General features: G+C 62.3%; 11 protein-coding genes and 1 pseudogene. 3 read left to right on the top strand and 9 right to left on the bottom strand.

Annotation, left to right across the window (positions count from 1 at the left end; translation table 11 throughout):
* Positions 1 to 712: pseudogene (locus VIG90_RS07735) on the top strand (helix-turn-helix transcriptional regulator); the annotation flags it as partial.
* Between the two features lie 130 nt (positions 713 to 842).
* Here VIG90_RS07735 and VIG90_RS07730 read toward each other — a convergent pair.
* The 4 genes from VIG90_RS07730 to VIG90_RS07715 form a co-directional block, all read right to left on the bottom strand.
* On the bottom strand, positions 843 to 1,997 hold the full coding sequence (locus tag VIG90_RS07730) for an LLM class flavin-dependent oxidoreductase (protein ID WP_331592914.1): 1,155 nt from the start codon (positions 1,995 to 1,997) through the stop codon (positions 843 to 845).
* A gap of 92 nt (positions 1,998 to 2,089) precedes the next feature.
* On the bottom strand, positions 2,090 to 3,049 hold the full coding sequence (locus VIG90_RS07725; RefSeq protein ID WP_331592913.1) for an alpha/beta hydrolase: 960 nt from the start codon (positions 3,047 to 3,049) through the stop codon (positions 2,090 to 2,092).
* Between the two features lie 216 nt (positions 3,050 to 3,265).
* Positions 3,266 to 4,018 (bottom strand): SDR family NAD(P)-dependent oxidoreductase, encoded by a 753-nt coding sequence (locus VIG90_RS07720; protein ID WP_331592912.1) that lies wholly within the window; start codon positions 4,016 to 4,018, stop codon positions 3,266 to 3,268.
* Positions 4,019 to 4,094: 76 nt separating this feature from the next.
* The gene (locus VIG90_RS07715; protein ID WP_331592911.1) at positions 4,095 to 6,491 is read right to left on the bottom strand and encodes a TonB-dependent receptor; all 2,397 of its coding nucleotides are present in this window, start codon (positions 6,489 to 6,491) and stop codon (positions 4,095 to 4,097) included.
* Between the two features lie 355 nt (positions 6,492 to 6,846).
* Between VIG90_RS07715 and VIG90_RS07710 the strand changes: the two genes are divergently transcribed.
* Positions 6,847 to 7,563 carry a helix-turn-helix domain-containing protein gene (locus tag VIG90_RS07710; protein ID WP_331592910.1) on the top strand — a complete coding sequence of 239 codons (717 nt, stop codon included), beginning with the start codon at positions 6,847 to 6,849 and terminating at the stop codon, positions 7,561 to 7,563.
* A gap of 25 nt (positions 7,564 to 7,588) precedes the next feature.
* Here the strand turns inward: VIG90_RS07710 and VIG90_RS07705 are convergent, their stop codons facing one another.
* The 5 genes from VIG90_RS07705 to VIG90_RS07685 form a co-directional block, all read right to left on the bottom strand.
* Positions 7,589 to 7,888, bottom strand: a complete 300-nt coding sequence (locus VIG90_RS07705) for a 4a-hydroxytetrahydrobiopterin dehydratase (protein ID WP_331592909.1) — start codon at positions 7,886 to 7,888, stop codon at positions 7,589 to 7,591.
* A 2-nt stretch (positions 7,889 to 7,890) separates the two neighbouring features.
* Complete coding sequence (locus VIG90_RS07700; RefSeq protein WP_331592908.1) at positions 7,891 to 8,571, bottom strand: SDR family oxidoreductase; 681 nt, start codon at positions 8,569 to 8,571, stop codon at positions 7,891 to 7,893.
* Between the two features lie 72 nt (positions 8,572 to 8,643).
* The gene (gene folE / locus VIG90_RS07695; protein ID WP_331592907.1) at positions 8,644 to 9,222 is read right to left on the bottom strand and encodes a GTP cyclohydrolase I FolE; all 579 of its coding nucleotides are present in this window, start codon (positions 9,220 to 9,222) and stop codon (positions 8,644 to 8,646) included.
* Between the two features lie 180 nt (positions 9,223 to 9,402).
* Positions 9,403 to 10,287 carry a Coq4 family protein gene (locus VIG90_RS07690; protein ID WP_331592906.1) on the bottom strand — a complete coding sequence of 295 codons (885 nt, stop codon included), beginning with the start codon at positions 10,285 to 10,287 and terminating at the stop codon, positions 9,403 to 9,405.
* A 98-nt stretch (positions 10,288 to 10,385) separates the two neighbouring features.
* Positions 10,386 to 12,119, bottom strand: coding sequence for an N-acyl-D-amino-acid deacylase family protein (locus VIG90_RS07685; RefSeq protein ID WP_331592905.1), 1,734 nt, complete (start codon positions 12,117 to 12,119; stop codon positions 10,386 to 10,388).
* 248 nt (positions 12,120 to 12,367) lie between these two features.
* Between VIG90_RS07685 and VIG90_RS07680 the strand changes: the two genes are divergently transcribed.
* A complete protein-coding gene (locus VIG90_RS07680) occupies positions 12,368 to 13,138 on the top strand; it encodes an SDR family oxidoreductase (protein WP_331592904.1) in 771 nt (256 codons plus the stop codon).
* The last annotated feature ends 6 nt before the right edge of the window (positions 13,139 to 13,144 follow it).

The raw sequence follows: 13,144 nt of genomic DNA, 5'->3' as shown, positions 1-13,144 counted from the left end.
TACCCCAGACGAAAAGGCCCTGCTGGAGCAGCTGCTGCCGCACGTGAAGCTGACGCTGGAGGTACTGGCCAAGCTGGCGACCGCCGAGACCGACCGCAGCTTCTATGCCCACGCCCTGTCCCGTCTGGCGATCGGCTCCATCGTGGTGGCCGATGATGGCCGTATTCTGGAAGTGAGCGGCATTGCCCGGGCCGTTATCAACCAACGCGACGGCCTTCAGGATGTGGGCGGCTATCTGGCCTTGGACACACCGCGCGATACCCAGCGCCTGCGCGACGCCATTCGCGCCGTTGCGCGCGTGCGGCCGGACGAGCGCCAGCCGCTGCCGACGGCGTTGCGGGTGGAGCGGCCAAGCGGCCGGGGCGACCTTGGGCTGGTGGTACAGCCCGCCCCGCTCGGTCTGAGCGAGGCGATCGAGCCGCGTGCCATCGTGCTGCTCAGCGATCCGGAGACATCCGTGTCCGTCTCGCCCGAGACCATCTCCGCCCTGTTCGGCCTCACGGCCGCCGAGTCCGCCATCTGTGTGCAACTTGTGAATGGCGCAACGCTGGACGAGGCAGGCCTTGCGCTTGGCATCAAGCGCAATACCGTACGGGCCCATCTGCGCTCGATCTTCGAGAAGACGGGCGTTGACCGCCAGTCACGCCTCGTCCGGCTGATCCTCAACAGCGTGGTGCCAGTCGCCGCGCAGTCTCGCCAGCAGGCGGACTGATTTATCGCCGGGGCCAGACGCCGCCCTCTCCAGATAAAAAAGGGACGCGCTCGCCAAAAATGGCAGGCGCATCCCGCAGTCAGACGGAAGATGCCGGGGGAGCCGTGCGCGCCCCCGGCGGTGTTGATCCTTACTCGGCAGCCGTCTTGCGGCTGGCTTCCTGCGCGCGGAAGTGCGGGATGACCTTCTCGCCAATGTTGCGGATGGTCTCCAGAATGACCTCGTGCGGAATGCCGCCCATCTGAAACAGGAACAGGATTTCGTCTGCGCCTGCGTCCTGAAGACGAGTCACGTAACGGATGCAGTCCTCCGGCGTGCCGTAGGCGTCCGGCTGCACCTCGTAATTGCTGGTGTGCTCGGAGCCGACCGGGATCTTTTCCTCGGACAGGTAGGCAACGACTGCTTCCTTGCCCTGCTGCAGCCAGCGCTCGGAATCCTCGGCCGTGGCTTCTTCGTAGACCACCGGCTTCGGGCCGCCTTGATACCAGTAGGCAAGCGATTCAGCGAAGAACCGCTGACCGCGCAGACCGATGCGACGGGCCTTTTCGCGATCTTCCAGAACGGTGGCCGGGCACAGCGCCGCCAGATGCTCGGTCGGACGGAAGCCGACCTGGTCCTCCGGCTTGCGATTGCGGAAATGCTCGCGATAGATGGCGTTCTTGCGGGCGATTTCCTCCGGTCCGCCGAAGCCCAGCACCAGGGCGCCGATGCCCCAGTTGCCGGCCGACTGCAGCGTCGCTTCGCGGGTGCAGGCATAATAGAGCGGCGGGTGCGGATCCTGCTGCGGCTTCGGGTGAATCGGGCGACGCGGGATCTTGATGTACTGGCCGTCGTGCTCGATCTCGTCCTGCACCATGATCTTGGGCACCAGCTTCATCGATTCCTCGATCATCGGCTGAAGCTCGTTCAGGTCATAGCCGAAGGTGCCGGCTTCCTGCTGGGTGCCGCCCTTGCCCATGCCGAAGTGCACACGGCCCTTGGACAGGATGTCGAGCGTTGCAATGCGCTCGGCCACCTTGACCGGGTGGTTCATCGCCGGCGGCAGGCAGACGACGCCGTGACCGATGCCAAGGCGCGAAGTCTTGCCCGCCAGGAACGCCAGGAACGTCTCCGGTGCAGACATGTGGGCATATTGGGTCAGCGCGGTGTGCTCGACCGCCCAGACCGTATCGAAGCCGACCTCTTCGGCCAGCATGGCCTGCTCAATCATGTCATGGAAGCACTGCTGCTCGCTCTTGCGCGAGGTGTCGACCATCTGTGCTTCGTAAATAATCGAGAATTTCATTGTCTTCCCTCCCCATGACGCATTCGAGGCGTCTTTGTCAGGCTCAGACTGCAGGACGTCTCGCGCCGCTGCATCGTCCGTTCGGCCTAAACTCAGGCCCCGGCCATGATTTTGGCACCCGCGCCCAGGCTTTCAGCCAGGCGGCGGCTGGCATCGCGCACGGTTTTCTCCGCAATATCTGCAATGCCGAGCATGCTGGCAAAGCCGTGGATCACACCCGGCACCCGGGTCAGCTCGACCGCCGCGCCGGCGTCTGCAAGCCGACGCGCCAGAACTTCGCCTTCATCGCGCAGCGGATCGTATTCGGCAGTAACGATGGATGCGGACGGCAAGCCAGCCAGGTTTTCAACCCGGCAAAGGGCGGCCAGCGGCGGCACGTTGCCGGAAGCCAGGGCGTCGGCTCCCACATAATGCCCCCAGAACCAGCGCATCATGTCCTTGCTCAGGAAATAGCCCTGGCCGTTTTCAGTGTAGGAGCCGTTGGCAAAGTCCGCATCCGCCACAGGGTAGAGCAACAGTTGGTGGGAAATCGTTGCGCCACCCCGGTCCCGCGTCAGCAGCGCAACCGCTGCGGCAAGGTTTCCGCCCGCGCTGTCTCCTGCCACGGCAAGACGGCTTGCGTCCACGCCAAGGGCCGCCGCATTGGCTGCAACCCACTGCACGGCGGCGTAGCAGTCTTCCAGCGGGACGGGGAACGCATGTTCGGGTGCAAGCCGGTAATCGACGGAGACGACAGCACAGCCGCTCTCCCTTGCAATCAGGCGGCACAGCAGGTCGTGGCTCTCCAGCGTGCCGGTCACCCAGCCACCGCCGTGGAAGAACACGACAACCGGCAGACCCTCTTCCGCCGACGGACGATAGAGGCGGGCGGCAAGCTGCGCGCCGTCGCCGGCAACGGTGATGTCCCGCACCTCGGGCAGGTCGACCTGATAGGGCAGCGGCATTGCGCCCATCATCTCCCGGGCAGCATTCGGCGGCATGGTGCCCCAGTCAATGGCGGCCATGGGGGCCATGGAATCGAGAATGGGCTGAAGCTGCGGATCCAACGGCATGACACTCCCCTTATGCTTGGTGATCTGGTTTCCCGCCTTCCGCTCCGATCGTAACGCCGGCTGGCGAATGGCAACCTCGAACGCTATCATGGGCAGGCAACAGGCCCTCCGTCCATTCGGACTAGAGCCCGGCTGCCGCGATATTTTCCGGAAATCAAAGGGGCCGACCAGCATACAGGCTGCCCGGCCCCGGATACTCTGCCTTCAGGACAGGCCTCAGCGGGCGGTAAAGCCCCCATCCACCGGCAGGGCAACGCCGGTGATGAAGCTGGCCTCGTCCGACAACAGGAAAAGGGCGGCGTTGGCCACATCCTCGGCGCTGGCGAAACGGCCGAGCGGGATGGACGCCGTCAGAACCTTCTCAAAAGCTTCCGGATCGGTGGAGGCACCGATGAAGCCCTGCTTCATGGGCGTGTTGGCAATGCTCGGGCACACCACGTTCACACGCACGTTGTCCGGCGCGAACCGCTGTGCGAGCGATTTGGTGAAGCCGACCACGGCAAATTTCTCGGCTGAATAGACCGGGCTGGCCATGGAGCCGACCAGACCGGCAGTAGAGCCGGTGAACAGGATGGAGCCGCCGCCGCGCCTGCGCATGTATCCGATCACTTCGCCCGCAGCCAGAACGGACGAAGTCAGGTTCAGCATGATAGAGCGGTCATACTCCGCCATGTCCAGACCTTCGATCCTGCCGTCGACCGGCATTCCCGCATGGCTCCACAGCAGATCGATGCCGCCCAGCATCTCCGCCGCCTGATGGATGTACGAGCGGCAGCGCTCAAGGTCGGTCAGATCCGCCACCAGCGGTCTGACGGCCGGGCCAACGGCCTGGGCCAGGTCGATCAGAGCCGCCTCGTTGATATCAACGGCGACCACCTGCGCGCCTTCGCGCACGAAGACTTCCACGCCCGCGCGCCCCATGCCGGATGCCGCGGCGGTTACAACAGCGAGCTTGTTCGCAAGGCGCATCCCACTTCCCCTCTTTTTTGCTTTGTCGTCTGCGCGCAAGAAACTTGCGGCGGGCCGAAGCCCGCCGCGTGTCCGATCAGAAGTCGAACGAGAGTTCGACACCGTAGGTTCGGCTGAAGCCGTAGCTGCCCGACAGATACATGGTCGAGGCACCGAACGGCACGTAGCGCTCGTTGAACAGGTTCTGGCCATACAAGGACAATTGCGCAGTCCCGCGACCCAGCGTGATGTTGGCAAGACCAATGCGGCCGTTGACCAGCCAGTAGCTGTCGATCAGGGAGTTCTGCTCAAGCGGCGATACCGCGCCAGTCGTGTCCGTAATCGGGACCGCGACCAGTGCCGTATCTCCCATGTATTTGGCCTCGACGTGAGCGAACAGGTTCGAGCCGTTGGAGAACTCCGGCGCGTCATACTGAGCGTAGATGCGTCCGGTCCAGTCCGGGGTGTAAACCACGCGAGCGATATCCGCCACGTCCACGCCGTTCAGGATATAGGATCCGTAATCGACCTTGGAGTAGCTGAGATTGGCGCTGATGGTCAGCCCGCGCACCGGCACGGCGTCCAGTTCTGCCTCGAAGCCCTTGATGGTTGCCTCGCCCGCGTTGTTGAACTGCTGGCGACCGTTCAGGAAACTCTGCGTCTGGAGATCCTTGTAGTCGTTGTAGAACAGCGCCACGTTGGTGCGAACCCGGTTGTCCAGCCATTGGGCCTTCAGACCGAGCTCGTAGGACGTGAGGGTTTCCGGATCATAAGGAATGCCGCTGAGGACGCCGCCCGCCACATAGCCGGTTGCGATCTTGGCGTAGGCCGTCGTGTCGTCAGTCGGACGCCAGGTCAGGATGCCCGTGTAGTTCCAGCGGCTGTAGGACTTCTCATAGGTGCCGATGCCCAGTTCGCCGCCCTGCCCGCCTGAAATGGCGTCGATGCGGGTTTCGCGCTTGTCCTTCGTAAAGCGGATGCCGCCCGCCAGGTCCAGCTGATCGGTCAGGTGATAGGTCAGCTGGGTGTAGCCCGCGTAGGACTCGTTCTTGGCGCGGGTAATGGTCATGCCGCTGCCGAACATCGGGTCGAGGAACGGGTTGGGTAGCACCACACCGTTGGCGACCGGCTGAAAGATGCCCAGAAGGTCACGCGCCGGCGCGTTTTCGTAGAAGTAGAAGGCGCCCGCGGTCAGCTGAAAGGCATCGCGGTCCAGCTGAAGCTGGAACTCCTGGCTAAACTGCTTCTGCTTGGTGCTGCGCACCGTCATCAGCGAGAAGAAGCTGTCGTTCTCCCCCGGCAGGTTGGCTGGGTCGAACACGCCGCCGGGTCCGGTGATGTTGCCGGTCAGAAGAGCAAAAAGCTGGCCTTGCGTGAACTTGAGCCCGCCCGACCCCGCCAGGTCATGAATGTTCGGCTTCTGGTTCATCTTGCGGAAGCCGGTGATGCTCTTGAGTGTGACGCCATCGTCATTGCTGTGAGTCAGCGTCAGATTATGACCCTGCGTGATGACATGCTCGACGCTGGTGGCCGCTGCAATTTCGGAGAGCCGCGTCTCAGAGAGGTTGGTAATGCCGCCAAACAACGCCTGCAGGTTGACGATGGGCGCGAACAGCGCGCTCGAGGCATCCGGCAGAATGCCGAACCCCTGCATGCCGCGGCCCGTGTAGCGACCATCGGTATAGTCGAACCGGTAATCAATGGTGACCGCGTCCAGATCAAGCCGCGCCGCCACCTGCACCGCATCGGTATTGCGGGCACCAAGGGTATCGGCATATTCAAGCACGCCGAGCTGGGGATCACGCAGGCGAACATCGAGCTTCTTGCCCGCCAGCAGGTTTTTCACGTCGCCTTCGGTCTCGTCGTGCAGGTAGGAGAAGCGCACCGCGAGCCGGCCCATTTCCGGCAGGTTGGCGGAGACCTTCAGGCGCTTGGCGTCATAATTGCCGTAGGACACGGAGCCCCGCACGCTCTGTTCGCCTGTCGGCGCGGCAGTGACCAGGCTGATCGCGCCGGTCGTGGCGTTGCGTCCGAACAGTGTGCCCTGCGGGCCGCGCAGAATTTCGACCCGCTCGATTTCCGCAAGGTCGAACAGCGATCCGACCGTGCGGCCGATGTAAACGCCATCCACGTACATGCCGACCTTCGGGTCGACCGCGTTGTTCGAGGTGCCGCTCGCAATACCGCGAATGGAGACCGTAGGATTGGATTGACTGCCTTGTGAGCTGATCAGTACGCTCGGCGCCATGCCCGAGAGGCTTTGCGGACCAGTGACCCGAAGATCGGTCAGCATTTCGTTGCTGACCGCAGTGACGGCGACCGGAACCTTCTGAAGGCTTTCCTCGCGCCTTTGCGCGGTGACGACAATATCCTGAAGATAGGTTGTGGAATCGGCGGTCTCCTGCGCCCCGTCCGCCGTCTGGCCCAATGCAGGCCCGGCCATCCAGACGGCCGTCATAGCAACCGCGGACGCCACCATATTTTTATAAAGCACTTATTTCCCTCCCCATGTTGTTGGCTGTGTTCAGCGCCGTTTTTCGTGGGAAAAAGTCTTTATTCTGTTGTCCAGGCCCCTTCCCCCGACGCTACGCATCCGCAACTCAACAATTCACTTTGCATGGCTGACCCGGGGCCCACCGCCTCTGGCTGCACCACGGATCCGGCCCCGCATGAAGGCTTGCTAGAGAGACTGTCTGATCGTGCTATAATTGGGAGACTGACGGAGAGCGGGACGCTGTATATTGTGATTTGTCGGTTTGCATCCGGCTTCCCTGTTGCCCCCAGCTCGATAATCCGATACTCCGGAGCCTCCTGTTTGTTAATTGTAGTAATTTAATCGGATAAATTAAATGGCAGACAAACGCAAGAGGGTCAGTCGGGTGGCGGCAGAGCAGATCTCGGCTCCGCGCGGACGCCCCCCTATGCTGTCGAGCGATACGATCGTCGATGTGGCGCTCGAGGTTCTGCGCGCAAATCCAAAGGAAGAGTTCACCACGGCAAAGGTGGCGCGGGAGCTGGGCGTCTCGCCCCCCGCTCTCAGCCGATATTTCCCCAGCCGGGCGGCGCTGCTTGATGCCATGGGCGCCAAGGCCTTTGCGGATTTCCCGGATGTCCCGGCCAACGGAGACTGGCGCGAGCAATTGACCGCCTGGCAGCACAATGTGGTGCGCCTGTTCCGAAAGAACCGCGGCATGCTTCAGCTGATGAGCTGGGAGGGAAAGCTCTCCGGCCCCTGGCTGAAAGTGCAGATGCCGGTCATCGCACTCTTGCACGATCTGGGCTTCTCGGGCCTGACTTTGTACGAGACCGGCAGCTGGTTTCTGTCCGGCACGGTCGGTATGATCCGCACCTACTTTGCGTCGGACAGCTCCGAAGTCGAGAGTTCAGAACTGCTCGACCTGAGCGAGGGCCTCGAGCGGCTGACGCCCGCCCAGCGCGAACTGGTGTACGAAGCGCAAAAGTGGGTGGGCAAGGGCGACCCCGACCGCATTCTCGGCACTGGACTGCGCACGCTGGTGGATGGCATCGATAGCGAGCTGAAGAAACTCTCCAAAGGTAAGAAGTAGCCCCAGCCCGCCTCGTCGGTTGGATTTAAAGCAGCTGCTCGATGGCCCTTGCGAGTTCGATGTCGCGCATGGACAGGCCATCCGCATCGTGAGTGGTCAGAAGGATTTCGACGCGGTTATAGACGTTGAACCATTCGGGATGGTGGTCTGCCTTTTCCGCCATCAGGGCCACACTCGCCATGAAGCCGAAGGCCTGAGTGAAGTCCCTGAACTGGAACGTCTTGCGGATGCCGTCCCGCGCGGCATCCGTCTCCCAGCCTTTCAAGGCAGGCAATAATTCAGCGCGCTCGGCCTCGGTCAGGCGGGAAACGGAAAGCGTCTTCATCCTCAGTCCTCCACGCCATTGTTGACCGGTACCAACGCGCCGTTGATCGCGCGCGCCTGCGGGCTGCACAGAAACAGCATGGCATCGGCGACAGCGGACGGGCTGGTCCAGCCGCTGCGGTCCGCATCGGGCATGGATGCGCGGTTGGCGGGCGTATCAATGATGCCGGGCAGCACGCAGTTGACGCGAATGCCCTTGGGGCCAAGCTCGGCTGCCATGCTCTCGCTCAGGCGCATCACCATGCTCTTGGCGGCGCAATACGCCCCCATGTTGGGCTTGCCGGACAGGGCGTTGTATGCGCCGACCGTCACGATGGCGCTGCCCGGCCGATCTTCCATCTGCGGCACGACCGCCCGCACCAGATTGTGCAGGGTCGTCACGTTCAGCGCGATCATGGCATTCAGAGCCTCGGCCGACATGTCTGCCACGCTCGGCCCCATGTCAAAGCCGCCGGCGATATGCAGAACGCCATCGAACGGACCGGCCTCTTGAAGGGCGCTCGAGACGGCGTCCGCATCCAGAAGGTTCAGGGCGAGGCAATTGGCCTCGGCACTGCCGCGCGGGGTCTTCAGGTCTACGAGCGTCAGGCGCGCGCCCAAATCAATTGCCCTGTCCGCCACCGCCGCGCCGAGCGCCCCTTCCGCCCCCGTGATGAGAAGGTGCCTGCCATCAAGATCTACCATGGATACGTCCCCCCTGCCTTGTCGCGGCATTCTGTCTTGCTTGCTATATCTTGAATATGGTTCGCGTGCGGATCAATGGCCCATGAGGGCCAGGACCTCGCGGCGGGCCCGGGTGTCATCCCGGAAGACGCCCATCATGCGGCTGGTGGTCATGGTGACATTGGGCGTGTTGACGCCGCGTGCCGTCATGCAGGCATGGGTTGCCTCGATCACCACCGCTACACCGACGGGTTGGAGATGGGTCCAGATGCAGTCCGCCACCTCCGCCGTCAGCCGCTCCTGCACCTGCAGGCGCCGGGCATAGCCGTGGAGCACGCGCGCCAGCTTGGAGATGCCAACGACGCGATTACGCGGCAGATAGGCGATGTGCCCCTTGCCGATGATCGGAGCCATGTGGTGCTCGCAGTGGGAAATGAAGGGAATGTCCTTCAAGAGCACGATCTCGTCATAGCCGCCGACTTCCTCGAAGGTCCGGCTGAGATGAACCGATGGATCCTCCTCGTAGCCCCTAAAATATTCCCGGTAAGCGCGCGCTACCCGGCCAGGCGTGTCCAGCAGGCCCTCGCGCTCCGGGTCTTCTCCCGCCCAGCGCAGCATGGTGCGCACCGCGTCCAGCACGTCCTGCGGAATTCCCTCAGACTTTGCACTCATTACGAAACCTTGTTGTCACTGCCTCTCAGCCCCAAGAGACGATAGAGCGTACTGCCCCAACGGCCAGCGGGACCGCATAATTTCAATCGTGTGGATCTTGTATGGTCAAGGGTGGAAAGGGGTGCCGGCCCCCTCTGACCGGCAAACCCCTCTCATTTCCGGCTGGTATCGTCTCGACGATTACTCTGCCGCCACCGATGCCGGCTGGGCCGGCTCGCGCGGGTCTTCGCTGATGCTGTTGGTCCAGTCCCAGTGACCCTGAGGGATGATCGGCGTAATGCCGAGTTCCTCACGGATCTCGTCAAGCGGCCGGTCGATGTAGTCGCGCCAGGGGACCATCATCAGCGGCATCTTCCAGTTGTTGCCCTGCTTCAGGCCCCATTCCTGCGCCTCCAGCTCAATCTTGAAAGCTTCAGGATAGTAAAGACCGCTCTTCATCATGCTCTTGGAGAGCAGATAGGACGGAACGCGGTTGAAGAACGCTGCCAGTTCGGGCCGGAAGTAGTTGTAGAAGGCGCGCATGTTGGCCACGATCAGTGCGATCTCGCCGCCATGGTTCGGCCCGAAGCCGGTGATCATGTGCTCGACATCGTGGGTGTAGGCACGCTCCTTCATGTAGAAGGTAAAGTCGTTGATGACCGGCATGCCCTGGAAGAACACGTCGATGTTGTAGCCGCTGTTTGCAATGAAGTCGTGCAGGATCCAGCCCAGAGTGCCTTCCTTGCAATGCTTCACGTCGTCAGCTGTGAAGTTGGACAGCTTCTTCTCGGTCAGCCAGCGCTTGAATTCTGGCAGCCGCTCCTTCTCCTCCTCGAAGAGACGGAAAACGGTCGGCAGGTCTTCCAGCTCGTGCAGGATTTTTGCAACTTCGGGAATGAAGGCGGTGTTGGGCATATCCGCGCCGTTGCGGCGCAGATATTCCTGCGCCACCAAGGCCCGCAGGCCGGAGTGGTTCAGATACTTCGAATTGCTGATCAGCACGGAGCTCTGGGTTTCGTGCTGCTTGATCGCACCGTTGAAATACTCGTAATCAGCCTTGCTGATCGCGTCACCCATTCCGGTCATGGTTTCTCTCCCCATGTCGGGCGCGTCATGTTTGACTTGCGCCCGTATCAGAAAAAAGCCTGCGGCTCGTTTTTGCAAGCCGCAGGCCCCGCCTTTCCTTATTCCGCCGCCTGCCGGAGGCTTTCGACCGCCGGGCTGAGGAACTCACCCGGCATCGCTCCGGTGAAGCGCCCTTCCATGAAGGTCGGCATGCCGTTGACGATGGTCAGACGCATCGGTGCTGCGTCCCGGGTATAGCGCCAGGTGATGCCGTAGTTTCCGTCCGGCACGTCGAAGCGCTTGTACTCTTCGCCCTGCTTGATTTCGTTCAAATCGAACACCGTAATGTCCGCGCGCTTGCCGACCTTGAGTTCACCACGGTCATGCAGACCGAAGAAGTTGGCCAGCTTGCCGGTCATGACGTGCACGGACTGCTCCAGCGTAAGCAGACCGTCCTTGGCATAACGGGTCAGCAGCAGGATATTCTCGCCGCCGCCGCAGAACATCTGCCCATGAGCCGGGGCGTCGTTGATGTTGCCGACCGTTTGCGGGTCCTTGAGCAACTGAACGGTCAGGTCCTCATCCCGCGGGAACGGCGCCATATGCACGGTCGAGCGCACGCCGTTGGCGATGATCCAGTCGGCCATCGCATCAGAGGGATGCAGACCGCGGCTGTCGGCCAGTTCCTTCAGGGTGAGATTGATCGGACCGAAGCCGTTGTCCGAATTGCGCAGGTGCAGGCGGTGCGGATTGGCCATCGGCGCGTGCTTCCACACCTTGGTGTCCCAGCTCTCGCGAGCACGGGCGCGCCAATCCGGGTCCTTCAGCAGCTTCAGCTTCTCTTCTTCCGTCTCGGCCAGAACCACTTCGTGCCAGACATAGTCGTTGGACTGGGCGAAGATGAGCGAGCGGGTCAGCGACAGGGTGTTTGTCGGCGACGTGTGGGCGAAGCCCGGCCAGAAGTCATAGCCTTCCGCCTTGGCCTTCTCCATCAGCGGAGCCATCTTCTCGAGGGCCGGCTTCTGGAACTCCAGCGTCGGGATGCCGCCGGCGATCTGAATGCGAACCTTCTTGCCCTTGGCCAGACGCATCAGGCGCTCTACGCTCGCCGGGCCAGTCATGCGCATGAAGGTATCGACGATGACCTGCATGCTGGAACCCGGATAACGCTCCAGCACCGCCAGGAGAGCCTCGAATTCCTCGTCACCCGCAACTTGCGACGGCACCGGACGATCGCGGCCGTCATGATCGAGCAGGTTGCTCGACAGGCCCAGCGCGCCTGCGTCCAGCGCATCTTCCAGATGCTTGGCCATCTGGGCGACTTCTTCCGAAGTTGCCTGACGCTCCCAGGCCTCCATGCCCATCACCGCCAGACGGATGGCGATGTGGCCGACAAAAGCGCCGTAGTTTGCGGGCACGCGAAGACGGGTGGTCATCGACTCCTTGTATTCTGACCACTTGCGCCAGTCCCACGGCAGGTTCTTGACGAACGGACCTTCCGGAATGTCCTCGAAGAAGGAGAAGATGTTGATCATTTCCTGGCGAACGACCGGATCGTCATGCACCGGCGCTGCCGAGAAGCCGCAGTTGCCCATGATGATTGTGGTCACACCATAGCCAGGCATCGGGTCCAGATCAGGCTGCCACCACATTGTGGCATCGAAGTGGGTGTGGCTTTCAATAAAGCCCGGGGCGACATAGCAGCCGTCCACCTCGAACACGCGCTCGCCGTGCGCTTCCAGGTTCTCGCCAATCTCGGCGATGACATCGCCCTTGATTCGGACATCCGCCTTACGCGGCGCAGCACCGGTACCGTCAACCACTGTGCCGCCTTTAATCAGGATATCTGCCATGTCTCTCCCCATTTTTTGCTGCACTGCCGCATTGCCTGGTGCATGCGGTGTTTGTTTAATTAGTTAATTGGATAAACTTTATATGGCCGGATTGCAAGATAATTCTGGAATGGCAGTCCAAGAAGGCTGAAAACCCCCTATCGGCGCAGGGTCCGGCGGATACTTATTGCGCGACGGAAAATTCCAGCCGTATCGTTTCGGGCCGACCAAAATATTCTGAAATCGCAACGATATGGGGAGCCGCAGCCGTGCAACAGAGATTGAAGGACAAAGCGATCATCGTCATCGGCTCAGGGACCGGCATCGGCGCCGCGACCGTTCGCCGACTGGCAGCCGAAGGCGCGCGCGTCTGCGCCGCGGACATCAACCTGCCCGCAGCCCAGGCCGTGGCGGCTGAAATCGCCGAGGCTGGCGGCGATGCCTTTGCCGTCGCCATCGATATCGCGGACGAGGCATCGGTCAACACCGCCATTGCCGCCGCCGTCGAGCGGCTGGGCGGCTTGGATGGAGCCCATATCAACGCTGCTGACTTGCGCGTGATCTTTCAGGACAGCGATGCGCTGGACGTGGACATGGCAGTGTTCGACCGCACGCTGACGGTCAACCTGCGCGGTCACATGCTGTGCACGCGGGCGGTGCTGCCGCACCTGCTGAAGCGGGGCGGCGGATCGATCGTTTATACCACCTCGACCGCAGCGGACGCAGGCGAGGCCACGCGGCCCTCCTACGCTGTCTCCAAAAGCGGACTGAACGCGCTGATGCGCCACGTCGCCTCGCGCTGGGGACGCGAGGGCATCACGGCCAACTGCGTGGCACCGGGCTTCGTCATCACGGCCGAAATGGAAGCGGGCGGGCAGGTGCCGAAGGATTTCCTGGACTATGCACAGGCCCATACGCCGAGCACGCGCCTTGGCCGATCGGAGGACATCGCCGCCATGGCCGCTCTGCTTCTCTCCGAGGATGGGCGATGGATCAACGGGCAGGTCTGCAACGTCAGCGGCGGTTCGCTGATGCGTTGAATAAGC

Origin of the sequence: Pedomonas sp. (assembly GCF_036515995.1) — a bacterium.
Classification (GTDB): domain Bacteria; phylum Pseudomonadota; class Alphaproteobacteria; order Sphingomonadales; family Sphingomonadaceae; genus Pedomonas.
The sequence above is the reverse complement of the archived record's forward strand: the minus strand, read 5'-3'. Positions and strand labels throughout refer to the sequence as shown.